The organism is Dinoroseobacter shibae DFL 12 = DSM 16493 (assembly GCF_000018145.1).
Lineage (GTDB): Bacteria > Pseudomonadota > Alphaproteobacteria > Rhodobacterales > Rhodobacteraceae > Dinoroseobacter > Dinoroseobacter shibae.
The window spans coordinates 1,152,916-1,177,473 of sequence record NC_009952.1 but is presented as its reverse complement, the minus strand read 5'-3'; the positions used below and the strand labels follow the sequence as shown (position 1 = coordinate 1,177,473).

The following is a 24,558-nucleotide window of genomic DNA, read 5'->3' as shown; positions in this document are numbered from 1 at the left end:
CCGTTTAACAGGGGAGGCGAGATGTCAACCTCGCTTGACAGATGAACAAACCGACCGACGTGATGAGCACCGTGACAGACGCAACACCGATCAAAGTCCCCACCCTTCCGGATGCCCAGACCGTGCTGTCGGTCAAGCACTGGACAGACCGCCTGTTTTCCTTCCGGGTGACGCGTCCGCAGACCCTGCGCTTCCGCTCGGGGGAATTCGTGATGATCGGCCTGATGGGCGACCCGGACCCCAAGACCGGCAAGCAGAAGCCGCTCCTGCGGGCCTATTCCATCGCCTCGCCCTCCTGGGACGAGGAGCTGGAGTTCTATTCGATCAAGGTGCCCGACGGTCCGCTGACCTCGCGGCTGCAACATATCCAGCCGGGCGAGCAGATCATCCTGCGGCCCAAGCCCGTGGGCACGCTCGTGCATGACGCGCTGCTGCCGGGCAAGCGGATCTGGTTCTTCGCCACCGGCACGGGCTTCGCCCCCTTCGCAAGCCTGCTGCGCGAGCCGCAAACCTACGAGGATTACGACGAGGTCATCATCACCCATACCTGCCGCGAGGCGGGCGAGCTGGACTATGGCCGCGAGGTGATCGAGAGCCTCAAGACCGACGAGCTGCTCAACGAGGTGATCGGCGACGGCTTCTGGAAGAAGATCAAGTACTACCCCACCACCACCCGCGAACAGAGCCCCAAGATGGGCCGGATCACGGACCTGATGAAATCGGGGGAGTGTTTTTCGGATCTCGACGTGCCGGTGCTGTGTCCCGAAACCGACCGGGCGATGATCTGCGGCAACCTGGCTTTCAATCTCGAATTGAAGGACATGCTGGAAAGCTACGGGCTCGAAGAGGGCGCCAATTCCAAACCCGCCCATTACGTGGTGGAAAAAGCGTTTCTGGATTGATCCTGTCTTTCGCGCCTGTCGGCCCTTTTGCCCGACAGGTGCCATACACATGCCCGACACTTGCCCGACAGGTATCCGACCGCCATTTTGGCCAGATATCAGGCCGCTTTAGGGGGCTGCATTCTGGCCCAAGGCTGCAATATCCAGCTTGATTGCACCCGCCAGAGCGCTTACCGTCTGCATCTCAAAAGGTAAACGATACAAGGACCAAACCCATAGCCCGCAGACCCCATAACGCCCCGCCGCAACGTGATACCGGCCCGCGCGTGAACGGGCGCATCCGCGCCCCCGAGATTAGATTGATCGATGCCGACGGCGAAAACGCCGGAGTCGTCACCCCCCGAGAAGCCATGCGCATGGCCGAGGAAGCCGGGCTCGATCTGGTGGAGATTTCGCCAAACGCCAATCCGCCGGTCTGCAAGATCATGGATTTCGGCAAGTTCAAATACGAACAGCAAAAACGCGAGAGCGAGGCCCGCAAGAAGCAGAAGACCATCGACGTCAAGGAGGTCAAGTTCCGTCCGAACACCGACACCCATGACTACCAGGTCAAGATGCGCAACGTGTTCAAGTTCCTTGAAGGCGGCGACAAGGTGAAGGTGACCTTGCGGTTCCGCGGACGGGAAATGGCGCATCAGAACCTGGGCCGCGAACTGCTGGAACGGGTCGCCGAGGACACCAAGGAAATCGGCAAGGTCGAGAACATGCCGAAGATGGAAGGCCGCCAGATGGTGATGATGATCGGCCCCCTGGCGAAGTAACCGAAAAACATCGGCACGACCGAAGACGCCGCTTGGATCAAGCGGCGTTTTTGTTGCCCGCAAGTCGCGCGCCGCAGGCCGGATGGCGCGCATGTCCCTGTCACAGTTCCGAAAATACGCACCACCGCAGGCCAGCGGCCCGCGCTCAGCGCACGTCGGTGCGGCCCCGGCGGTCACCGCGCAAATTGGCGTAGAGCACATGGTTGCGCCAGCGCCCGGCGATCTGCAGGTAGCTCTGCGCGACACCCTCGTACTTGAACCCGCATTTCTCCAACGCGCCGCGAGAGGCCGTGTTCTCCGGCAGGCAGGCGGCCTCGATGCGGCTGAGATCCATCTCCGTATGGGCGTAATGGGTAAGCGCGGTGATCGCCTCGCGCATGAACCCCTGCCGGGCATAGGGCGCACCGATCCAGTAGCCCAGGGTGGCCGACTGGGCCGGGCCGCGCTTGACATTGTCGAGCGTGATCGCCCCCAGCAGGTCTTGGCTGCCGCGTTCGAACAAAAAGAGCGGATAGGCGGTCTCGCCCTTGATCGACCGATTGGCCCAGTAGACCCGGTTGGTGAAGGACTTGCGGCTCAGGTGATCGGGCGACCAGGTCGGCTCCCACGGGGTCAGGAATGCGCGGCTGGTCGCGCGCAGGGCGGTCCAGGATCGGAAATCCGCGTGGGACGGCGGGCGCAGCGTCATGCGCTCCGTCTCGATCCGGAGTGCGGGCCGGCGTAGAAGCATCAGGCCGCCAGGCGCTCCCGGATCGCGGCCAGATCCGGCGCCGCGTCGGCGGGGCCATAAAGCGCGGTGGCCACATCCCCGCTCTGGCACAGCTCGGCGCCGTAGACCTTCACGTCGCCGGTGGTGACCGCGTCGATCCGGGCGATGGTCTCGTCCAGGGACGGCACCCGGTTCCACACGCCCACGAGCCGGGCCAGGCGTTCGGCGCGCGAGGACGGGCTTTCCAGCCCCATCAGCAGCCCCGCCTTCATCTGGGCCCGGGCGCGGGCGACTTCCTGGGTGCTCATGTCATTGCCGGCGCGCTGCATCTCCCGCAGGGTGATCTCGCACAGCTCGGCGATCTGGTCGCCGGAGGTGCCCGCATAGATCGTCATCATCCCGGTCTCGGCATAGGCGCCGGACTGGGCGAAGATCGAATAGCACAAGCCACGCTTCTCGCGCACCTCCTGGAACAGGCGCGACGACATCCCGCCCCCGAGTGCCGTGGCATAGACCTGCGCGGTATAGACCGCCGGATCGCGGTAGCCCGGCCCGGGCAGGGCCATGGCGAAATGGACCTGCTCCAGCGGCTTGATCACCCGCGCCTCGCCGCAGGTGAAGCGCGCCTGGGCAGCGTCGGCCCGGTCACGGCGGGCCATGTCGCCAAAAAGCTTCTCGGCCAAGGCCACGAGCGCGTCGTGATCGACCGCCCCCGCCGCGGACAGGATCATGGTTTCGGGCGTGTAATGCTCGCCCACGAAATCGAAGAAATCGTTGCGGGCAAAGCCGCGCACCCGCTCGGCGGGTCCGAGGATCGTGCGGCCCATGGGCTGGTCGGCAAAGGCGCGTTCCTGCAGCCAGTCGAAGACCACGTCGTCGGGCGTGTCGAGCGCCTGTCCGATCTCCTGCAGGATCACGCCGCGCTCTACCTCGATCTCTTCGGGGGCGAAGACAGGGTTGCGCAGGATATCGGCCAGCACATCCACCGCAAGGCCCACATCGGCCTCCAGCACGCGGGCGTAATAGGCGGTGACTTCGCGCGAGGTATAGGCGTTGATATAGCCGCCCACATCCTCGATCGCCTCGGCGATCCCCAGGGTGGAGCGTTTCTCGGTCCCCTTGAACGCCATGTGTTCGAGGAAATGGGCGATGCCGTTCTGTTCCAGCCGCTCGTGACGGCCGCCGGCCAGCACCCAGATGCCCACGGCCGCCGATTTCAGGCCCGGCATGTGTTCGGTCACGATCCGGAACCCGTTGGCCAGCTCGGTCAACTGGGTCTGGCTGTCGGGGGTCTGGGTCATGGGTCGATCCGTTCGCGGATAAGGGTTTGCAGCGCGCCGAGGTCGTTGGGCACTTCGGTCAGGCGTTCGGGCCGCTCATAGAGCGTTTCCATCCGCGGCGGAAGGGGCGGATGCACCCCGGTCGCGGCCTCCACCGCGGCGGGGAACTTCGCCGGATGCGCGGTGGCCAGCGTGACCATGGGCACGCCGGGCTCGATATGCTGCTCGGCCACATGCACGCCCACCGCCGAATGCGGGCACAAAAGCTCGTTCATGGTGTCGCGTGCGCGGGTGATGGTGGCGGAGGTCTCGTCCTCGGACGCGCGGCCCGAGGCGAAGCCTTCGCGCAGGCGGGTCAACGCGCCTTGCGACAGGGTGAAGCCGCCCTTTGTCTTCAACTCGTCCATCAGCTGCGCCACCGCCGCCCCGTCCCGGTCGTAGACGTCGAACAGGAGCCGCTCGAAATTCGAGCTGACCTGGATATCCATGGACGGGCTGATCGAGGGGATGACCGCGTCGGTCTCGTAGGCCCCGGTGGTCAGGCAGCGGTGCAGAATGTCGTTCTGGTTGGTGGCGATCACAAGGGTGTCGATGGGCAGGCCCATGCGCCGCGCGATGTAGCCTGCGAAGATGTCGCCGAAATTGCCAGTGGGCACGGTGAAGCTGATCTTGCGGTCCGGGGCGCCCAGGCTGGTCGCGGCGGAGAAGTAGTAGACGACCTGGGCCAGCACCCGCGCCCAGTTGATCGAATTCACGCCCGCCAGCCGCACCCCGTCGCGGAAGCCGTGGTCGTTGAACATGTCCTTCAGCCGCGCCTGGCAGTCATCGAAATGGCCGTGCAGGGCGAGGGCATGGACGTTGTCCTCGGTGGGCGTGGTCATCTGGCGGCGCTGCACCTCGGAGACCCGGCCGTGGGGATAGAGGATGAACACATCCACGGACGCGATGCCGCGGAACGCCTCGATCGCCGCGGAGCCGGTATCGCCGGAGGTGGCGCCCACGATGGTCACGCGGCTGCCGCGCCGGGTAAGCTCCCGCTGGAAGAGCTGCCCGATGAGCTGCATGGCGAAGTCCTTGAACGCCAGCGTCGGGCCGTGGAAGAGCTCCAGCAGGAAATGGTTGGGCCCGAGCTGTTTCAGGGGCGCGCGGGCGTCGTGGCCGAACCCGCCGTAGGCGGTGGCGATGTCGGTGCGGAATTCTTCTTCGGTGAAGCTGTTGCCCAGGAAGGGCATCATCACCCGGAACGCGATCTCTTCGTAGGGCAGACCGGCCATGGCGCGGATCTCGGCCTCGGTGAGGGTGGGCACGGTTTCGGGGACGTAGAGCCCGCCATCGCTCGCCAGCCCCGCCAGCATCGCTTCGTGGAAGGCCATGGCCGGGGCCTGCCCGCGGGTAGAGATGTAACGCATACGCTTGCCTTGACTATTGCTCGTCCGTCGCCCGGGACGCGCCCCGGTCTGGACGCCTCATACGCCACAGGAAATAGAGTGTCATCCCGAACCACACGGCGGCGAGGGAAAACCATGTCACCGCGTATTCGAGGTGATCGTTCGGAATGCCGCTGGTGTCCAGTGGATAGGGTGTCGCGAAGGGGTCGGGCTCCGACGTGGCGCGCAGGACGATGAGCACCGGCTCGGTGTCGAGGGCCGCGGCCAGGGCGGGCACGTCACGGGCAAACCAGGTGTTGTCGCCCGTGTCCGGCTCGGGCGTGAAGCTGTCGACCTCGTCCGGCCAGTGCAGGTTGCCTTGCAGCCGCGCCTCGGGGAATGTCCGCGGGGCGGCGCGCTGCGCCACGGGCAGGAAACCGCGGTCGATGAGCACGCGGCGCCCGTCGTCGGTCTCGAATGCCGAGATCACGCGGTAAGCGGCGCCGACCCCCTTGGCGCTGGCCAGCACGTCGATCTCTTGGCCGGTGTAGCGGCCGCGGACTTCGACCGCGCGGAAACGGTCGGCCTCCGGGTCGATGGTTGCGGGAAGGTCCACGGGGGCCTCGGTGATCCGCGCATCGATGGCGGCCAGAAACGCTTCCTTCTCGCCCAGCCGGTTGACCTGCCAGTTGCCAAGGGCGAGCAGGATCGCGGTGCCGATCAGACCGAATGCGAGGGGGATACCGAGGCGCAGCATGGGGCTCCTTTGGGCAGGGGGTGGATTGAGGAGGGCTCGGCAGACGTGCAAACGGCCGGGACAGGGCCCGGCCGCATGGCGCGTTCAGAGTGTGGGGTCAGGAGCCCCAGACATAGATCGCCGCGAACAGGAACAGCCAGACCACATCGACGAAGTGCCAGTACCAGGCCGCGGCCTCGAAGCCGATATGCTTCTCGGCGGTGAAGTGGTCGCGGCGCACCCGCAGGTAGCACACGAAGAGGAACACCGTGCCGATGATCACATGCGCCCCGTGGAAGCCTGTGGCCATGAAGAAGTTGGCGCCGTAGATGTTGCCCGCGAAGCCGAAGGCCGCATGGGTGTATTCATAAGCCTGGAAGCCGGTGAAGATCACGCCGAGCACGATCGCCAGCAAGAGCCCGGTCTTCATGTCCTTCTTGTTGTTCTCATGCACCAGCGCGTGATGCGCCCAGGTCGCCGCCGCGCCGGAACACAGCAGGATAAGCGTGTTGATCAGCGGCAGGTGCCAGGGGTCGAAGGTTTCGATCCCCGCGGGCGGCCAGATGCCGTCCACCGCGGGGCTCATGCCGCCGGGGTCCATCGGATAGAGCGCGTGCTTGAAGAAGCTCCAGAACCAGGCCGCGAAGAACATCACTTCGGACATGATGAAGAAGATGAAGCCGTAGCGCAGGCCGATCCGCACCACCGGGGTGTGATCGCCTGCGTGGCTCTCGCGCACGACCTCGGTCCACCAGCCCACCATGGTGGTGATCACGCCCGCCAGACCGACGAGGAACATGTAAGGGCCCTGCCCCGTCATCCAGAGCACCGCCCCGAACAGCATGATGAACCCGCTGACCGACCCGACGAAGGGCCAGATCGAGGGCGGCAGGATGTGATAGTCGTGATTTTTTTGTTGTGCCATTGGGGGCTCTCCTCAGGCAGGTCAGTTATAGCTTTGGGGTTGCGGGACCGGATCGACGGCCGGAAGGTAGGCCGCGGTTTCCGCGGGCTCGGGCATGTCGATCTCGTAAAAGGTGTAGGACAGGGTGATATGCGAGTTCGCCGCGGCCTCCGCATCGTCGACGATTTCGGGGTCGACAAAGAAGGTGACCGGCATCAGCACGGTCTCGCCGGGCATCAACACCTGCTCTTCGAAGCAGAAACAGTCGATCTTGGTGAAATAGCCGCCCGCGTTGAACGGCGCGACATTGTAGCTGGCAGAGCCTGCGACGGGCACATCCGTGGGGTTGTGCGCCTCGTAGAACGCGAGGCCGGTCTCGCCGATGCGGATCTCGACCTCGTGCACCGTGGGCTTGAACTGCCAGGGCATGTCACGTTCCAGCGAGGCGTCGAACTTGATCTTGATGGTCCGGTCGAGGATCACGTCGGAGCCGGTTTCGGCGGTATTGGTTGTCCCGCCGAAGCCCGTGACCCGGCAGAACCAGTCGTAAAATGGCACCGCGGCCCAGGCCAGCGCCCCCATGGTCACCACCACGCCGACCAGTTTCAAAGCGGTCTTGCCATGGCTCGGCGGTTGGGTCTGTGTTTCGCTCATTCTCCACGCTCCACAAGTTGGGGCCTTGCGACATGGTCGAACCCCTCGATGGGGCCGTCCTCGGATACCTTGGCCACCGTAAGGCCAAAGACGATGGCGGCGAAGCCGACCAGCAGGCCCGCGACGCCGAAATTTCGCCCGGCGCGCCGGGTGTGCAACTCGTGATCTTTGCCGAATGCCATGGTCTACCCTCCGAAGGTCCAAAGACCGCTGCGGGTCAGGATTGCCTCGGCCAGCAGCGCGGTGAAATGCAGGGCGAGATAGAGCAGCGAAAACTTGAAGAAGCGTTTTTCGGTCGCGTATTTATCCGCTTCCGCCTGCGCCTCGTCACGGCGCCAGATGTCCCACGCCCCCTTGAGGAAGATCGCGTTCAGAACAAGGGCCGTGGCGAGATAAAGTGGACCCGCGACCGGGGTCAGCGCCAGGCCGAGCGCCACAGGCACCAGCAACACGGTATAGACCAGGATATGAGTGCGGGTCGATTTGCGCCCGTGGGTCACGGTCAGCATCGGCACGCCCGCATCGTGGTAGTCGGATTTCATGAAGAGCGCGAGCGCCCAGAAATGCGGCGGCGTCCACATGAAGATCAGCGCGAACATCAGCACCGCCTCGAGGCTGACCGAACCCGTCGCCGCCACCCAGCCGATCATCGGAGGAAAGGCACCCGCGGCCCCGCCGATCACGATATTCTGGGGCGTGGAGCGTTTGAGCCACATGGAATAGACGACCGCATAGAAGAAGATCGTGAAGGCCAGAAGCCCCGCGGCCAGAAGGTTGGTGGCCAGCGCAAGCATCACCACCGACAGACCCGACAGGCCCAGACCCAGGGCCAGCGCCTCGCCCGGCTGCACCTTGCCCGCCGGAACGGGGCGGCCCGCAGTGCGCTTCATGATCACGTCGATATCCGCGTCCCACCACATGTTCAGCGCGCCGGAGGCCCCTGCCCCCACGGCGATGAACAGGATCGCGCAGAACCCAACCATCGGGTGCAACGAGACGGGCGCCACGAGCAGCCCCACAAGGGCGGTGAATACCACCAGGGACATCACGCGCGGCTTGAGCAGGGCGAAATAGTCGCCAAAGCTGCCTTCGCCGCTCAGGGGCATGGATCTGTCGAAGCTTGCGTCGCTCATGGGATCTCGCTGGCTTTCACGAAAAGGGCCGGCCCGCATGCGGGCCGACGCGGGTCATGTCACTTGGCGGCGTAGTCCACGGTACGCGGGGTGCCGTTGTACTGCGCGATCGCGGTGTCGAGCCAGCGCGCATATTCTTCCTTGCTCACCACCTTGACGGTAATGGGCATATAAGCGTGATCCTTGCCGCAAAGTTCCGAGCACTGGCCGAAATAGATGCCTTCCTTCTCGGCCGAGAACCACAGTTCCGCCAGACGCCCGGGGATGCCGTCCTGCTTCACGCCGAAGGCCGGGATGGTCCAGGAGTGGATCACGTCCGCTGCGGTCACCTGCACCACCACGGTGGTGTCCACGGGCACGACCATCGCGGTATCGGTGGCCAGCAGGAAATGCTCGTCCTCGTAGCCGTGCTCGGCCAGTTCGTCGCGCGCCAGCATGAAGGATTCGAAGCCGAAATCATGCTCGGGATACTCGTAGCCCCAGAACCACTGGTAGCCCGTCGCCTTGATGGTCACTTCCGCCTCGGGGATTTCCTGCTGCTTGAAGAGCACGGGCAGGGAGAAGGCGCCGATGAACACCAAGATCAGGATCGGCACCACGGTCCAGGTGATCTCGATCGGGGTGTTATGGCTGAACCGGGCCGGCTCCGGATTGGACTTCGCGTTGTGGCGGACGATCGTCCAGGCGATCAGGGCCGTCACGAACAGCACGATCGCGGTGATGATGACCAGCAGCAGCCCGTCGAGCCATTGCAGTTCCCGCGCCAGTTCGGTCGCCGCGGGCTGGAACCCGATGCCGCCCGGAATGGGTTGGCCGATGATCTCCATGCCTTCGCGATTGTCTGCAAATGCCGGCGCGCCAAGAGCGGCCATCCCAGCCGCCAGACCTCCGGTGATCCGGGTCATGTTTGCCATGAGTCGTTCCCTGTTATGTCGCGGCCAGAGCCGCGCGATGCCCTGTTCAGATACGGATCGCCCGCACCCGATGCTTCGATGCGCAAAGCGCCCGGCAGACCCGTCTGGTACGGTATGCCGTTGTGTCCGGACACTTGTGAACCATATATCCGGTAGGCACACAAGCGCTCCACCTGCGCCTTCGTGTCGCGATTTGACATGGATCAAGGAAAACCCCGATGACTGACGCTGCGTTCCGCCCTTTCGAGACTTCGCTGGATCCCGACGTGGCGCTTCGCGTGCTGCGCGAGGCGGTTGCCGGGGCCGATGACGGGGAGCTTTTCCTCGAACGGCGGCGGTCGGAGTCGCTCCTGCTGGATGACGGGCGGATCAAGACGGCGAATTACGACGCATCCGAGGGGTTCGGGCTGCGTGCGGTGCGTGGCGAAACGGCGGGCTATGCCCATTCCACCGAACTGTCCGAGGCGGCCTTGCGGCGTGCGGCGACGACCGCGCGGCTGGCGGTGGGCGACGGCGGCGGGGTGCTGGCCGAGGCGCCGGGGGCCACGAACCGGCGTCTTTATTCGGATGAAAACCCTATGGATGCCGCCGCCTTCGGCGTGAAGATCGAAACCCTGCGCGAGATCGATGCCTATGTCCGGGCGCTCGACCCGCGCGTGGTGCAGGTCTCGGCCTCCCTGGCCGCGTCGATCCAGGAGGTCGAGATCCTGCGCCCCGAGGGCCACCGGGTGCGCGACGTGCGCCCGATGACCCGGCTCAACGTGTCGATCATCGTCGAACAGGACGGCCGTCGCGAGAGTGGCTCGGCTGGGGGTGGCGGGCGCTATGGGCTGGCGAGCCTGATGGGCGCGGAGCATTGGCAGGGCGTGGCGCGGGAGGCGTTGCGGGTCGCGGTCGTTAACCTCGATGCGGAGCCTGCGCCCGCGGGGGTGATGGATGTGGTGCTTGGCCCCGGCTGGCCCGGTATCCTGTTGCACGAGGCGGTGGGGCATGGGCTCGAGGGCGATTTCAACCGCAAGAAATCCTCGGCCTTCGCCGGGCTGATGGGCCAGCGGGTGGCCGCCCCCGGGGTGACCGTGCTCGACGACGGTACGATCCCGGACCGGCGCGGATCGCTCACGGTCGACGACGAGGGCACGCCCTCGCACAAGACGACGCTGATCGAGGACGGCATCCTCGTGGGGTTCATGCAGGATCGCCAGAACGCGCGCCTGATGGGGGTGGAGGCCACGGGCAACGGTCGGCGGGAAAGCTACGCGCATATCCCCATGCCGCGGATGACCAACACCTATATGCTGGGCGGGGATGCCGCGCCGAGGGAGATCGTGGCGGACCTGAAGGACGGGATCTACGCGGTCGGGTTCGGCGGCGGACAGGTGGATATCACCAACGGCAAGTTCGTCTTCTCCTGCACCGAGGCCTACCGGGTGAAGAACGGCAAGGTGGGCGCTCCGGTAAAGGGGGCGACGCTGATCGGCGACGGGCCCACTGCGATGCAGCAGATCCGCGCCATCGGCAACGACATGGCGCTCGATCCCGGGATGGGCAATTGCGGCAAGGCGGGCCAGTGGGTGCCGGTGGGCGTGGGCCAGCCGACCCTGATGATCGGGGGGCTGACCGTGGGCGGATCGGCGGCGTGACGGGGCGCCAGACCGAAACACGAACACCGCGCGGCGAAAAAACGACTTTCGTCCGCGATTTTTTTAAAGTTTTTACCTCGCATTAAGAATTTGAGGCCAAAGGTAGTTCCAGATCAGGCGGATGCCGGGTGTTTGTTGTCTCTGTCGACCCACCCACCCTCGCACCACCTCAGACCGGAGGCGCAAACGACCCCTCTCGGTATCCGTCTGATCCAGTCTTCCCGAAAAAACAGGCGTCGGGCGGGACAGTTGCCAGAAGGACTCTTGACCCATGGCCAAGGATATCGCGCCGCTCTTTCCCGATGATGACACCCCGCAGGCGCCCCGCTCCGTGGACGAGGCGCTGGATTGGCTGCAACTGATCCGCAGCCCCCGGGTCGGTCCCGTCACGTTTCACAAGCTTCTTGCCGAATACGGCACTGCGCGCGCAGCGCTCGATGCGCTGCCCGAGGTCGGTTCGGCGGCTGGGCTGAAGGATTTGCGCCCGATCGCGCGCGACCGGGTCGAAAAGGAATACACCACCGGGCGCAAGATGGGCGCGCGGCTCGCGGCCCTGGGCGGGACGCTCTACTCGGACCGGCTGTCCAGCATCGACGACGCACCACCGCTTCTGTGGTGCCTTGGCGATGTCGAATTGCTCAAACGCTCCGCCGTGGCCCTCGTGGGGGCGCGCAATGCCTCGGCCATCGGCCAACGTCTGGCCCGCGCCTTTGCCAAGGGGCTGGGCAGCGAGGATCAGGTGATCGTATCGGGGCTGGCACGCGGGATCGATGCCGCCGCCCATGACGCCGCGATCGACACGGGCACCATCGCCGTGGTCGCGGGCGGGCTCGACGTGATCTATCCCAAGGAAAATACCGAGCTGTTCAAGCGCATCGCCAAGCAGGGACTGATCGTGTCGGAACAACCGCTCGGCATGCAGCCCCAGGCGCGGCATTTCCCGCGCCGCAACCGGCTGATTTCCGGCCTGGCGCGCGCGGTGGTAGTGGTCGAGGCGACCGTGAAATCGGGCAGCCTGCTGACCGCGCGGGATGCCGCCGACCAGGGGCGGGAGGTGATGGCCGCCCCCGGGCACCCGTTCGACGGGCGCGCGTCGGGATGCAACCAGTTGCTGCGCGATGGCGCGACCCTGGTGCGCAATGCCGAGGACATCCTGCTGGCGCTTTCGCCAGAGGCCGCAGCGCCATCGCCGGAGCCCGCCGCCGCACCTGCGCCGGAGCTTGGCCGGCCCTCCGCGGACGAGTTGCGCGGTCGCGTTCTGGCCACGCTCGGCGCCACGCCGCTGCCCGAGGATCAGGTCATTCGCGCCCTCGGTCTGCCCGCGGCGCAAGTCAATGCGGCCCTGGTGGAGTTGGAGATGTCCGGTCAGATCACCCGCGCCCCCGGGGGAATGCTGAGCCTCGGGTGCTGAGACGTTCCAGCGCAGGCCGGAACCGCTTGGTCGGCTTGCCGAAACGGCCCCTGCGCTGCGCAGCAGACCTGTTGCGCGCGCGTCGGTACGCGGCCTGCGCCGCGCGCCCATTTGCGCGGGATCGGTGGCCAACTCGGCTCGGCGCGCCCGCGCCAAGGCGCCTCGCCGGACCGGTCGGCATTGACATTCCAAACCAAGCCGCCACATCTAGCGCGCAATTGACCCGCCTTTTTTTCAGGACATCCCATGCCCGTTGTCGTCGTCGAGTCGCCCGCCAAAGCCAAGACAATCAACAAATATCTCGGCAGCGACTTCACGGTTCTTGCCTCTTACGGGCATGTACGCGACCTGCCCCCGAAGGACGGATCGGTCGATCCCGAGCACGGGTTCGAGATGTTGTGGGAGATCGCGAGCGACAGTCGCAAGCATGTCAAGGCCATCGCCGACGCACTGAAGGATGACGACACGCTGATCCTCGCCACCGACCCCGACAGGGAAGGCGAGGCGATCAGCTGGCACCTTCAGGAAGCCCTGACCAAGCGCAAGGCGATCAAGAAATCGACCGATGTCAGCCGCGTTGTGTTCAACGCCATCACCAAGTCCGCGGTGACCGAGGCGATGAAGAATCCGCGCGACGTGGACATGGAACTGGTCGAGGCGTATCTGGCCCGCCGCGCGCTCGACTATCTGGTGGGCTTCAACCTCAGCCCGGTGTTGTGGCGCAAGCTGCCCGGCGCGAAATCGGCCGGACGGGTGCAGTCGGTCTGCCTGCGGCTGATCGTCGAGCGAGAGATGGAGATCGAAGCCTTCGATCCCAGGGAATACTGGTCCGTGCGCGCGGTGCTGGAGACCCCGCGCGGCCAGACCTACGAGGCGCGGCTGACCGAGCTTGCGGGCAAGAAACTTGACAAGTTCGACCTCGCCACGGCGGAGGCGGCGGAGCTTGCGGTGCAGGCGGTTACGTCGCGCAAGCTGAGCGTGACGTCGGTCGAGGCCAAGCCCGGCACCCGCAACCCCTCGGCCCCCTTCATGACCTCGACGCTGCAGCAGGAGGCCAGCCGCAAGTTCGGCTTCGGCGCGCGTCAGACCATGTCGACGGCTCAGCGGCTCTATGAGGCGGGCTACATTACCTACATGCGGACCGACGGGATCGACATGGCGCCCGAGGCGGTGACCATGGCCCGCGATGCGATCAAGGAACGGTTCGGGGCTGCGTACCTGCCCGACAGCCCGCGGATCTACAAGAACAAGGCCAAGAACGCCCAGGAAGCCCACGAGTGTATCCGCCCAACGGAAATGAGCCGTGCGCCCGAGGACCTGAAGGTCACCGAGCCCGATCAGCGCAAGCTTTACGACCTGATCTGGAAGCGGACCCTGGCCAGCCAGATGGCCGCGGCACGGCTGGAGCGGACCACGGTCGAGATCGGCTCGCCCGATGGCCAGGTCGCGCTGCGCGCCACCGGGCAGGTCGTTGTTTTTGACGGGTTCATGAAGGTCTATACCGAAGGACAGGACGAGGAGAGCACCGCCGAGGACGAGCGCCGCCTGCCCCAGATCGGCCAGGGCGACCCCGCGCCGCTGCACAAGGGCGGGATGGAGGCGGCCTTCGCCAAGGCCGGGTCGCGCGAGGACGACGTGGTAGAGGCTGCGCCCACTGGTGGAATGCAGCAGGGCCCCGGAGGGCTTCTGTCCGAAAACGGCGCGGTGTTTGGACAGCAGCATTTCACGCAGCCCCCGCCCCGCTACACCGAGGCGACGCTGGTCAAGCGGATGGAGGAGCTCGGCATCGGGCGACCATCGACCTATGCCTCGATCGTCACGACGATCCAGGACCGCGGCTATGTCACCAAGGACAAGAACCGGCTGATCCCCGAGGACAAGGGCCGGTTGGTCACGGCGTTCCTGGTCAACTACTTCCGCAAATACGTGGGCTACGACTTCACCGCCGATCTGGAAAACCAGCTCGACGAGGTGTCCGCCGGGGACCGGAACTACAAGGATGTGCTCGACCGGTTCTGGCGCGATTTTTCCGCCGCGATCGCCGAGACCTCCGAGTTGCGCATCACCGAGGTGCTGGAGAAGATCAACGAGGTGCTGGCGCCGCATCTCTTCCCGCCGCGCGAGGATGGCAAGCCGCCGCGGCTCTGCCCGAATTGCGAGATCGGGCAGCTGTCGATGCGCACGGCGCGGTCCGGCGGAGCGTTCATCGGCTGCTCGAACTACCCCGAGTGCCGCTACACCCGGCCCTTCGGCCCGCCGGGCATGGAAGAAGCCAGCGGCATCCCGCCTGAGGGCAAGCTTCTGGGCGAGGACGGTGGCGACGAGATCCGCGTGTTCAAGGGCCGGTTCGGGCCTTACGTGCAGCGCGGGGCAGTCACCGAGGAGAACAAGAAGCCGCCGCGCCAGTCGATCCCCAAAAGCTGGGTGCCGGAGGAGTTGGAACTGGACAAGGCGGTGATGCTTTTGTCCCTGCCCCGCCAGATCGGGCTGCACCCCGACGACGGCGTGCCGGTCTGGGCCAATATCGGGCGCTACGGGCCCTACCTGAAACATGCCGACAGCACGTCGGACCGGGGCGGGACCAACGCCAATCTCGAAGATATCGAGGAGGTGTGGACCGTGGGCATGAACCGCGCGGTGCAGCTTCTGGCCGAAAAGGTCGCCTCCCGCGGGGGGCGCGGCGCGGCGGCCAAACCCCTGCGCGAGTTGGGCGAGCACCCGGAGGCAGGCGGGCCTGTCAATATCATGAAGGGCAAGTATGGCCCCTACGTGAAATGGGAGAAGATCAACGCCACCATCCCCAAGGAGACCGACCCCGAACAGGTCACCATGGAGATGGCCGTGCAACTGATCGAGGAACGCGCCGCCAAGTCCGGCAAGAAGGCCCCCGCCAAGAAAAAGGCCGCGACCAAGAAGAAAACCGCCGCAAAGAAGACCTCTGCGAAATAGCCCGGACGCCTGACGGAATTGCGGGCGCCGCGGGCCCGGCAGATTGACACCGCGGATGCGCGGCGTCAGAACAGGGCCAAGCTATTTCGAAGGTGCAGTATGCAGAAAATCTATGGCTCGGCCGCCGAGGCGCTTGAGGGGCTCTTGTTCGATGACATGCTGATCGCGGCGGGAGGGTTCGGCCTGTGTGGCATTCCCGAGCTGCTGATCGAAGCGGTCCAGAAAAGCGGCGTCAAGCGTCTGACCATCGCCAGCAACAACGCTGGGGTGGATGATTTCGGCCTCGGGCTCCTGCTGCAGACCAAGCAGGTCAAGAAGATGATGTCGTCTTATGTCGGCGAGAACGACCTGTTCATGCAGCAGTACCTGTCGGGCGAGTTGGAGATCGAGTTCAACCCCCAGGGCACCCTGGCCGAGCGGATGCGCGCGGGTGGTTGCGGGATTCCGGGCTTCTACACAAAGACCGGCGTGGGCACCGTGATTGCCGAGGGCAAGGAGCACAAGGACTTCAACGGCGAGACCTATATCCTCGAAGAAGGGATCTTCGCCGACCTGTCCATTGTGAAGGCCTGGAAGGCGGACGAGACCGGCAACCTCGTGTTCCGCAAGACCGCTCGGAATTTCAACCCGCCCGCCGCGATGTGTGGCAAGGTCTGCGTCGCCGAGGTGGAGGAGATCGTTCCGACCGGCACACTGGACCCGGATACCATCCATCTGCCCGGCATCTATGTGCACCGCCTCGTCCAGGGGGAGCACGAAAAACGGATCGAGCAGCGGACGACACGCGCCGCCTGACAAGGGGGGGAAGGCAGATGAAGCCACGCACGCTAGGAACAGTGCTGGATGATCGGGAGGCGCTGGCCGGATTCTCGCGCGCGCGGGTGGCCATGGTGCTGACCAATCCCAACATCCATGACAACCCGATTGTCTATGTGAACGACGCGTTCGAGCGGGTGACCGGTTATTCGCGCACCGCGGCGATCGGCCGGAACTGCCGGTTCCTGCAAGGCAGCATGACCGACGATGCCGATGTTGCGAAGTTGCGCCGCGCGATCGAGCGCGAAGAGGACGTGACTGTCGACATCCTGAACTACCGCGCGAGTGGCGAGCCGTTCCTTAACCGACTGATCATCGCGCCGGTCAAATCAGACGACGGCAAATGTCACTATTTCATCGGCATCCAGAAGGCGATGTCGGACCGCGATATCGACAGCTCCACACTGAGCATCGAGAAACAACTCAACGCCGTGCAGCGCCGGGTGCGCCAAGACCTGTCGATGCTGATCGACATCATCCGGGACCAGTCCAACCGGATGGGCTCGGAAGAAGGCTTCGCGGCCCTCGCCCGCCGGATCGAGTGCCTGCAGCTTCTTTATGAAGAGATGCGCCTGTCGGACCGCGACGCGCATCGGCAGGGGATCTCAATGGGTAGCTACCTGACCCGGGTGGCCAATGCGATCGCTCATTCCGACGGACGGCCGGGCGTGGCGTTCTCCATCGAGGTCGGCCGGTTCGAAGCCGATCTGGAAACCGCAACGCGGACCGGGCTGATCCTGTCGGAAGTGCTTACCAACGCATTCCAGCATGCCTTTGTCGGGCTCGATGCGGGCACCGTGCGGATGGAAGTGATCGCCCTGACCGAAGGCGGCTTCCGAGTGGTGATCTCCGACGATGGCGTGGGCATTCCCAAGGATATGCCCGTGCCGGCGACGCAGACCCTAGGCGGACGGATCGCGACCGAGTTGATCGACAGCCTCGAAGGCACCCTGAATTATGTCCGCGGCGCAGCCGGAACCGTCGTGATTATCGACGTGCCCGCGGGCAATTGAAGACGACAGAGAAGGAACTTCCCCTCATGGCATGGGACCGCAATCAGATGGCTGCGCGCGCGGCGCAGGAGTTGCAGGACGGCATGTACGTCAACCTCGGCATCGGGATCCCGACGCTGGTGTCGAACTACATCCCCGAGGGCATCACCGTGACCCTGCAATCGGAGAACGGCATGCTGGGCATGGGCCCCTTTCCCACCGAGGACGAGGTCGATGCCGACCTGATCAATGCGGGCAAGCAGACGATCACCGAACTGCCCCAGACGGCCTATTTCGACAGCGCCCAGAGCTTCGGCATGATCCGGGGCGGCAAGATCGCCATGGCGATCCTCGGCGCGATGGAAGTGGCCGAGAACGGGGATCTGGCGAACTGGATGATCCCGGGCAAGCTCATCAAGGGGATGGGTGGCGCGATGGATCTGGTGGCCGGTGTCGGCCGGGTCATCGTGGTGATGGATCACACCAACAAGCGCGGCGAGACCAAGCTTCTCAAGGAATGCACCCTGCCGCTGACCGGCAAGGGTGTCGTGGACCTGGTGATCACCAATCTCGGCGTGCTCGAGGTGGTCGAGGGCGGTCTGAAGATCGTCGAATGCGCCGAGGGCGTGACCGAGGACGAGATCCGCGCCGCGACCGAAGCCACGATCGTCTGAGCCTTCGCTGCTGCGCAAGGAACGGCACCGGTCCTGGACTTTCTCGCCTTGCGCGGCGCGGTCCCGCTTGTTTTGGCCCTTCGGGCCTGCTCAGTTCACGGCCATCGTGGTGAAGACGCAGCCATCCGATGCCAGTTGCGGCGGTGACGCGCACAAGCTGCGCGCCACGCGCCAGGCCGCCAGCACCTTGGGCACGTAAGCCCGTGTCTCAGGGTAGTCGGGGACACCGCCTGCCCCTTTCACCGCGTTCTCCCCGGCATTGTAGCCCGCCAGCGCCAGGATCGCATCGCCGTCGAACGTGCCCATAAGCCAGTCGAGGTAGCGCACCGCCCCGGCGATGTTATCGGCCGGATCGAACGGGTCGTCCACGTCGAACCGCGCGGCGGTAGCCGGGATCAGCTGCATCAGGCCCTGCGCGCCCTTGGGGCTGACCGCGTCGGGCCGACCGGAGGATTCCACCGCCATCACTGACAGGACAAGCGCCGGAGAGACCCGCGTGCCGATCGTGCTGGCCAGAATGGTCCGACCATGGGCGGCGGCGAGCCCTTGCAGGGTCGCGAGGCCCGGGGTCGGCAGATCACGCCCCCCGTCGCCCGTGACAAAATCCACGGCTGTGAGGAACCGGGCCGGATTGGCGGTCTGCAACTCGGTCCCCGTAGCAGACCAGAACGCCCCCACTGCGGGATCTTCGTTCGGTTGGGGCCGCGCGGGCTGATCCCCGGGCGTGGCCAGCGCCGGAGCCGGTGGCGGAACGGTCGGTACGATCTGCACGGTGATCCGGCGGCTCGCCCCGGGCGCAGGGGGCGTGATCTTCTTGAAGGTGAATTCAGCCGCAGGGGGAGGCCGAGTCGCCTCTGTGGCCTGCGCGGCCGCGTCGGTCAGCCCGGCAGCCAGCGCCAGAAACGCCGCGACCGAGGCGGAAAGGGGTGTCTGTGCCATCTAACCTGCTCGTTTTGACACAATCCTAGCAAATCCTCGACCTCAACCGAGACAAAAATCGAGAGAACCCATGTTTTTCGTTAAGGATTTCGCGCGATTTTCCAAAGGTGCGGCAAGTAATCCCCCCAAGACAACCCAGATTGTTTCAAATTCCACAAAAATCTCGGACCCAAAGAACCGAAATCCGGTTTATGTCGAGAACCGGGCCAAGTCTTGCCAGAATTCTCCGGCATCTTTGCAGCATTCCGAAACGGACAACGGCGCATAGCGTATCGCCGGGTTCAAGATCGGTAAGACACTGACATGGAACCCAAGAGGACCTGAGACATGAAACTGTTCAAGCTTGCAAAGACCTTCCGCTCCGAAGAAGACGGCGCTGTCACCGTGGACTGGGTCGTGCTGACCGCCGCCATCGTGGGCCTCGGCATCGCCGTGTACGGCGTCGTGTCCGGCGGGATCGCAAACCTGTCCGGCGACATCGACACCCAGCTGGAAACCGACCAGATCAACACGTCGTTCCCGGCCGCACCCGCCGACTAAGCCCGGGACCGGAACTCGCGAGGGGGCTGCGCAAAACGCGCGGCCCCCTTTGCATGCGCAAAGCGCTTTTCCAAGGGTCCACTCGCATGGATTTGCTGCGAAAAGACCTGCCAAACACCCAAAACCCACCATATTCCTGCCGCGTTTCAAGGCGATATTGACAGCATCGAAACGGACACCTTACGGGCGCCGCGACGGTGAGAAACCAAGGATCAAGGATCAAGGATCAAAACCATGAAACTGTTCAAGCTTGCAAAGACCTTCCGCTCCGAAGAAGACGGCGCTGTCACCGTGGACTGGGTCGTGCTGACCGCCGCCATCGTGGGCCTCGGCATCGCCGTGTACGGCGTCGTGTCCGGCGGGATCGCAAACCTGTCCGGCGACATCGACACCCAGCTGGAAACCGACCAGATCAACACGTCGTTCCCGGCCGCGCCCGCCGACTGACATCGGCATCGGCGCCTGTACAAGGCCGCGCCTGCGGGTGCGGCCTTTCGCATGTCTTTTGGCACGGCTTCGCGCCCCAGAAGGGCCTCATTTGAGCCCATCCTGCGTCGCAAGAAGCCTGTAGCCTGCACCGGAAGCGGCCCGCCGCCGCGACCCTTCATCAATGAGGCACATCATGCGTTTGGTTTTTGGACTGGTATTGCTCCTCGGGGTCGGCCTGGCCGGCTTTGCGGTGATGATGGCAAAAGACAGGTTTGACCAGTATCAGACCGTTGTCGCCAAACAGCAGCAGAAACTCGCGGCCGCAGTGGACGTGGTCGAGGTCTATGTCATGGATACACCGATCCGCTACGGCGAGAAGATCGGCAAGGATGACGTGCGCAAGGTCCGTTGGCCCGCGGACGCGTTGCCCGAAGGCGCGTTCCAGACCGAGGAAGGCCTGTTCCCGGATGCCGAGGGCCGGTTGCGCACGGCCACCCGCGCCATGGAAGCCAATGAGCCGGTCCTTGCGGTGAAGGTCACCGAACCCGGCCAGGATGCGGGTGTTTCGTCCCGTCTCGGCAAGGGCATGCGGGCCTTCGCCATCAGCGTCACGGTCACCTCGGGCGTCTCCGGCTTCTTGCGGCCTGGCGACCGGGTCGACGTCTACTGGAGCGGCTCGTCCAAGGGACAAGACGTCACCAAGCTGATCCAGTCCAGCATGCAGATCATCGGCATCGACCAGAACGCCGATATGGACCGCACCGCCCCGACCATTGCGCGCACCGTCACCGTGGAGGCCACGCCGCAGCAAGTCGCAGGTCTCGCCCAGGCGCAGCGTACCGGCAGCCTGTCCCTGTCGCTGGTGGGGGCCGCCGACGATGCCTTTGTTGGCAATATCGAAGTCAACCAGGACGAACTGCTCGGCATCGTGGAAGAGGAAGAAGTCATCGAACGCGCGGAGGTCAAGGAAGTCTGTACGATCCGCACCCGCCGCGGGTCCGAAGTGGTCGAAATCCCGATCCCCTGCACCAACTGATTTCCCTACTGTGACCTCATGAAGACGCGGTGACCGTTGCAAAATGGTCACCGCTTCGCGTTATCACCGGCCTGCCCGGTCGAAGAGCGGCCTCTAACCGCATGATTCTTGATTGAAACCGCAAAAGAGGGCATGCTTGTCCGATAAGGGGCGTAAGACCCCGTTTTGAGAGTGGTCATAGAGGCAGGATCACATGACAATGAGACTTTGGGTGACCGCGGGGCTTCTGGGCCTTGCTCTTGGCGCATCGATTGGTACCGCTCCGGCCATGGCGCAGGTCTTGCGCGTGCAGGAGGGCCAAGCAGATTCGACCTTGCAAGTGCCCATGAACCGCGCGGTCGTGGTCGAAAGCGACATTCCTTTCGCTGAACTCTCCGTTGCAAATCCGGGCATAGCAGACATCGCCACCCTGTCGGATCGCAGCATCTATGTTCTGGGCAAATCCCAGGGGCGCACCACCATGACCCTGCTCGGCGCGGATGGACGGCTGATCACGAACGTGGACGTTCAAGTCACGCCGGATATCGCCGAGTTCAAGGAGCGGCTGGAGCAGATCCTGCCCGGCGAGAACATCGAAGTACGCACCGCAAACGATGGCGTGGTTCTGAGCGGAACAGCCTCCAGCGTCACCGCGATGGATCGCGCCCTGGACCTCGCGCAGCGCTACGCGCCGGACCGGGTGTCCAACCTGATGAGCATCGGCGGCAGTCAGCAGGTCATGCTGAAAGTGCGGTTCGCGGAAATGCAGCGCTCGGTCAGCAAGCAGCTTTCCGGCGGCCTTACGGCGATCTACAGCGGCACTGATGGCGCATTCTCCGTTGGCCTTGGCTCCGGCGGATTGACCGATGGCGGCTCGATCGGCGGCGCCAATTCGACCGAATTCACCCTTAACCCCGAGGCGGCGGGCACCATCGGACTCGGTTTCAACATCGGGAATGTAAGCCTCGGCATTCTTCTGGAGGCCCTTGAAAGCAAAGGGGTCGTCCGTACCTTGGCCGAGCCGAACCTGACCACCCTGTCCGGGCAGGAAGCCTCGTTCCTGGCGGGCGGAGAATATCCGATCCCGGTGGCCGATGGCGATGGCGGGATCTCGGTGGAATACAAGCCCTTCGGCGTGGAACTGGATTTCATTCCGACCGTGCTGGACGACGACGTGATCAACCTGGAGTTGGGGGCTGCGGTGTCGGCGCTCGATTCCAGTGCCTCGATCATCACCGATTCGCTGACCGTGCAGGGTTTCAGCCGCCGCGAAACCCTGACCACCGTGCAACTGCGCGACGGTGACAGCTTCGCCATCGCCGGGCTGCTTGAAGACGATTTCCGGGATTTCGCGGGGCAAGTGCCGTGGCTCGGAGATATCCCCGTGCTAGGTGCCCTCTTTCGCAGCGCCGACTACGCCCGGAGCCAGTCGGAATTGGTCATCATCGTGACCGCGCACTTGGTCTCACCCACCCGTGGCGAAGCCCTTGTGCTGCCAACCGACCGGGTCCGCATCCCCAGTGAGCGGGAATTCTTCCTCAACGGCAATCTCGTACGGGAGGATACACCCCGCCGCGGCGCTGCCGGAGAAGTCGCGCAGCAGGATTTCTCCGGATCCTACGGCTATGTTTTGGAGTAAGATCATGCGCCGGACATCCTCTGCCTTCATCGCCCTGACGCTGACCGCTGCCCTCGGCGCCTGTGCCTACTCGGAAATCGGAAGCGAGGTTGACGAGGGCGGGTTCGGCGACGCGACCATGAACAATACACTGGTGCAGACCGGCGAATTGTCGGCCTCCATCAGTCTCGCGCAGCGTTTCGCCCGCGAAGTGCCGAGCACGGTGAATTTCGCCTTCAACCAGAGCACCCTGACCTCCGAGGCACGCGCGGCACTGGACGTGCAGGCCGACTTCATCAAGCAATTCCCCGAGTTGCGATTCTCGGTTTTCGGGCACACCGACCTGGTGGGGTCGGCCGCCTATAACCGCCGTCTCGGCCAGGCCCGCGCCACCACGGTGGTCAACTACCTGGTGAGCCGCGGCGTCCAGCCCGAGCAGCTTCAGGCACTTGTTTCACTTGGGGAAACCCAACCGCTCGTGGTCACCCAGGATCGCGAAATGCGCAACCGTCGCACGGTGACCGAGGTGAGTGGGTTCTTGGAAAACGATCCGATCCACCTGGACGGCAAATATGCCGCCGTGGTGAACCGCGAGTTCGTCGAAGGCGCCACATACGAGCGACGCATCATGGAAACCGAGACCGGAAACGCCACCGAGGAGTAATGCGCAACCCGCGCCGCAAGCCCCGGGCCCCGCATCGCAGGATGCGGGGCTTTTTCATCAAATGCTCTGTTTTTGGCGCGCGCTCGGGGCTGCGTTTCCCGCGCCATTACCACCCTGTTTACCCTCACCGCGCATAGTAGGCCCAAATCCACGGGCAGATCGGGTCCGGCCCCGCCGGCCCCCCTGAGGTGAGAAAATGACGGCAGTGGCCCCTCTGAGCGGCAAGAACACGGATGAAACCCAAGGGGTGGAGATCCCTACAGACGAGGCGCCAATCCTCGCCTGCACCGTTTCGCGTGACGTTCAGAATTTCGAGATCCTGATCGACGAGATGGAGGCACGCTTCCAGGACGCTTGGGGCGATTTGCGGATCTCCGAAGCATTGGATTTTCTCGACCAGCCCGATGCTGCGCGGGTGCAGGTCCTGGCCCTCGCCCTGGACCTCGAGGACGAGAGCAATGTCGACACGGTGCTCGATATCGTGCGCAAGGCGACGGAGCTGTCGATTTCGGTCCTGCTCATCGCGGATGAGCTTGACCCCATTGTTCTGCACCAGGTGTTGCAGGCCGGGGCACGAGAATTCCTGCCCTACCCGATCCCCGAGCAAGGGCTGACCGAAGCGGTGGAGCGGCTGTCGCGGGCTGCAAGGCCGCCGATCCCGTTGGCCGATGCGGTCAATGTCGCGGAGATCCCGGCGACCGAGGCCACCTTGCCGACGCGGACCGCAGGGGGATGTACGATATTTGCAGTGCAGGGGCTGGCGGGCGGCGTTGGGGCCACCACCTTTGCGGTCAATCTCGCGTGGGAGTTGGCAACGCTGAAAGGCACGACACCGCGCGTTGGCCTGATGGACATGGACCAGCAGTTCGGATCGGTTGCAACCTATCTGGATCTACCGCGCAAGGATCTGATCTTCGAGCTGATGAGCGACGTGGACAGCCTCGACGATGATGCGTTCCGACAGGCCTTGCAGATCGTCGACGGCAAACTGAGCGTCTTCACCTCCCCCGCCGAGATCCTGCCTCTGGACCTTCTGCCCCCCGAAGACATGGACAAGCTGATCTCCACCGCTGCGGGCATGTTCGATTATCTCGTGATCGACATGCCCAGCGCACTGGTGAACTGGACCGAGACGGCCCTGCGCATGGCGGACGTGTTTTTTCCTGTGATCGAGCTCGACTTGCGCTCGGCCCAGAATGCCCTGCGCTTCGTCAAGACTCTGAAATTCGAAGATCTTCCCGTGGAAAAGCTGCGTTTCGTGCTGAACCGGGCCCCCAAGATGACCGATCTGGCGGGCAAGGCCCGGGTCAAGCGGATGGCCGAAAGCCTCGATATCTCCTTCGGAGAGAAACTGCCTGACGGGGGAAAGGCGGTCGCCGAGTCCAACGATCATGGATCACCCCTCGCCTTGCGTGCGAGGAAAAACCCGCTTCGGAAGGAAATCGCGAAGCTCGCACAATCCCTCCACGACGTCAGCACTGGTGCCGAGGCCGCCAATGGCTGAGCTCAGA

At 64.5% G+C, this 24,558-nt stretch carries 24 protein-coding genes; 14 read left to right on the top strand and 10 right to left on the bottom strand.

All coding sequences use genetic code 11. From position 1 onward, the window contains the following. Positions 1 to 41: 41 nt before the first annotated feature. Both DSHI_RS05875 and infC read left to right on the top strand, forming a co-directional pair. Positions 42 to 902, top strand: coding sequence for a ferredoxin--NADP reductase (locus tag DSHI_RS05875; RefSeq protein WP_012177822.1), 861 nt, complete (start codon positions 42 to 44; stop codon positions 900 to 902). Positions 903 to 1,201: 299 nt separating this feature from the next. Next, on the top strand, positions 1,202 to 1,663 hold the full coding sequence (gene infC / locus DSHI_RS05870) for a translation initiation factor IF-3 (protein WP_245533060.1): 462 nt from the start codon (positions 1,202 to 1,204) through the stop codon (positions 1,661 to 1,663). 145 nt (positions 1,664 to 1,808) lie between these two features. Here infC and DSHI_RS05865 read toward each other — a convergent pair whose 3' ends face one another. From DSHI_RS05865 to coxB, 9 genes are all read right to left on the bottom strand, one after another. After that, entirely contained in the window at positions 1,809 to 2,393 is a 585-nt protein-coding gene (locus DSHI_RS05865) for a GNAT family N-acetyltransferase (protein ID WP_012177820.1), read from the bottom strand. After that, positions 2,393 to 3,673: a M16 family metallopeptidase gene (locus DSHI_RS05860; RefSeq protein WP_012177819.1), complete on the bottom strand. Its 1,281-nt coding sequence runs from the start codon at positions 3,671 to 3,673 to the stop codon at positions 2,393 to 2,395. Before DSHI_RS05860 ends, DSHI_RS05865 begins: the two co-directional genes overlap by 1 nt. Further along, positions 3,670 to 5,061, bottom strand: coding sequence for a threonine synthase (gene thrC, locus DSHI_RS05855; RefSeq protein ID WP_012177818.1), 1,392 nt, complete (start codon positions 5,059 to 5,061; stop codon positions 3,670 to 3,672). Before thrC ends, DSHI_RS05860 begins: the two co-directional genes overlap by 4 nt. 13 nt (positions 5,062 to 5,074) lie before the next feature. After that, positions 5,075 to 5,776 carry an SURF1 family protein gene (locus DSHI_RS05850; protein ID WP_012177817.1) on the bottom strand — a complete coding sequence of 234 codons (702 nt, stop codon included), beginning with the start codon at positions 5,774 to 5,776 and terminating at the stop codon, positions 5,075 to 5,077. Positions 5,777 to 5,873: 97 nt separating this feature from the next. After that, on the bottom strand, positions 5,874 to 6,680 hold the full coding sequence (locus DSHI_RS05845) for a cytochrome c oxidase subunit 3 (protein WP_012177816.1): 807 nt from the start codon (positions 6,678 to 6,680) through the stop codon (positions 5,874 to 5,876). A gap of 21 nt (positions 6,681 to 6,701) precedes the next feature. After that, positions 6,702 to 7,313 (bottom strand): cytochrome c oxidase assembly protein, encoded by a 612-nt coding sequence (locus DSHI_RS05840; protein ID WP_012177815.1) that lies wholly within the window; start codon positions 7,311 to 7,313, stop codon positions 6,702 to 6,704. After that, a complete protein-coding gene (locus DSHI_RS05835; protein ID WP_012177814.1) occupies positions 7,310 to 7,495 on the bottom strand; it encodes a hypothetical protein in 186 nt (61 codons plus the stop codon). Before DSHI_RS05835 ends, DSHI_RS05840 begins: the two co-directional genes overlap by 4 nt. A 3-nt stretch (positions 7,496 to 7,498) precedes the next feature. Further along, entirely contained in the window at positions 7,499 to 8,446 is a 948-nt protein-coding gene (cyoE, locus tag DSHI_RS05830; protein ID WP_044027652.1) for a heme o synthase, read from the bottom strand. Between the two features lie 59 nt (positions 8,447 to 8,505). Further along, the gene (coxB, locus tag DSHI_RS05825; RefSeq protein WP_044027651.1) at positions 8,506 to 9,360 is read right to left on the bottom strand and encodes a cytochrome c oxidase subunit II; all 855 of its coding nucleotides are present in this window, start codon (positions 9,358 to 9,360) and stop codon (positions 8,506 to 8,508) included. A 218-nt stretch (positions 9,361 to 9,578) separates the two neighbouring features. Between coxB and tldD the strand changes: the two genes are divergently transcribed. The 6 genes from tldD to DSHI_RS05795 all read left to right on the top strand — a co-directional run bounded on the left by tldD (position 9,579) and on the right by DSHI_RS05795 (position 17,842). Then, a complete protein-coding gene (tldD, locus tag DSHI_RS05820; protein ID WP_012177811.1) occupies positions 9,579 to 11,000 on the top strand; it encodes a metalloprotease TldD in 1,422 nt (473 codons plus the stop codon). Between the two features lie 271 nt (positions 11,001 to 11,271). Further along, positions 11,272 to 12,411, top strand: a complete 1,140-nt coding sequence (gene dprA / locus DSHI_RS05815; protein ID WP_012177810.1) for a DNA-processing protein DprA — start codon at positions 11,272 to 11,274, stop codon at positions 12,409 to 12,411. 246 nt (positions 12,412 to 12,657) lie between these two features. Next, on the top strand, positions 12,658 to 15,360 hold the full coding sequence (topA, locus tag DSHI_RS05810) for a type I DNA topoisomerase (protein WP_012177809.1): 2,703 nt from the start codon (positions 12,658 to 12,660) through the stop codon (positions 15,358 to 15,360). Between the two features lie 99 nt (positions 15,361 to 15,459). After that, on the top strand, positions 15,460 to 16,155 hold the full coding sequence (locus tag DSHI_RS05805; protein WP_012177808.1) for a CoA transferase subunit A: 696 nt from the start codon (positions 15,460 to 15,462) through the stop codon (positions 16,153 to 16,155). Positions 16,156 to 16,172: 17 nt separating this feature from the next. Then, a complete protein-coding gene (locus DSHI_RS05800) occupies positions 16,173 to 17,189 on the top strand; it encodes a PAS domain-containing protein (protein ID WP_012177807.1) in 1,017 nt (338 codons plus the stop codon). A 26-nt stretch (positions 17,190 to 17,215) separates the two neighbouring features. Next, positions 17,216 to 17,842, top strand: a complete 627-nt coding sequence (locus DSHI_RS05795) for a CoA transferase subunit B (protein WP_012177806.1) — start codon at positions 17,216 to 17,218, stop codon at positions 17,840 to 17,842. A 90-nt stretch (positions 17,843 to 17,932) separates the two neighbouring features. Here DSHI_RS05795 and DSHI_RS05790 read toward each other — a convergent pair whose 3' ends face one another. Next, complete coding sequence (locus tag DSHI_RS05790) at positions 17,933 to 18,781, bottom strand: lytic transglycosylase domain-containing protein (protein WP_012177805.1); 849 nt, start codon at positions 18,779 to 18,781, stop codon at positions 17,933 to 17,935. 327 nt (positions 18,782 to 19,108) lie between these two features. On the opposite strand from DSHI_RS05790, the gene DSHI_RS05785 reads away from it, so the two are divergent. From DSHI_RS05785 to DSHI_RS05760, 6 genes are all read left to right on the top strand, one after another. Next, positions 19,109 to 19,321 (top strand): hypothetical protein, encoded by a 213-nt coding sequence (locus DSHI_RS05785; protein ID WP_012177804.1) that lies wholly within the window; start codon positions 19,109 to 19,111, stop codon positions 19,319 to 19,321. Positions 19,322 to 19,555: 234 nt separating this feature from the next. Next, positions 19,556 to 19,768, top strand: a complete 213-nt coding sequence (locus DSHI_RS05780; protein WP_012177804.1) for a hypothetical protein — start codon at positions 19,556 to 19,558, stop codon at positions 19,766 to 19,768. A gap of 175 nt (positions 19,769 to 19,943) precedes the next feature. Beyond that, positions 19,944 to 20,786, top strand: coding sequence for a Flp pilus assembly protein CpaB (gene cpaB, locus DSHI_RS05775; RefSeq protein WP_012177803.1), 843 nt, complete (start codon positions 19,944 to 19,946; stop codon positions 20,784 to 20,786). 193 nt (positions 20,787 to 20,979) lie between these two features. Beyond that, positions 20,980 to 22,404 carry a type II and III secretion system protein family protein gene (locus tag DSHI_RS05770; RefSeq protein WP_012177802.1) on the top strand — a complete coding sequence of 475 codons (1,425 nt, stop codon included), beginning with the start codon at positions 20,980 to 20,982 and terminating at the stop codon, positions 22,402 to 22,404. A 4-nt stretch (positions 22,405 to 22,408) separates the two neighbouring features. Continuing rightward, entirely contained in the window at positions 22,409 to 23,047 is a 639-nt protein-coding gene (locus tag DSHI_RS05765; RefSeq protein WP_012177801.1) for an OmpA family protein, read from the top strand. Between the two features lie 196 nt (positions 23,048 to 23,243). Beyond that, positions 23,244 to 24,551: a CpaE/TadZ family protein gene (locus DSHI_RS05760; RefSeq protein ID WP_012177800.1), complete on the top strand. Its 1,308-nt coding sequence runs from the start codon at positions 23,244 to 23,246 to the stop codon at positions 24,549 to 24,551. Positions 24,552 to 24,558 lie beyond the last annotated feature (7 nt).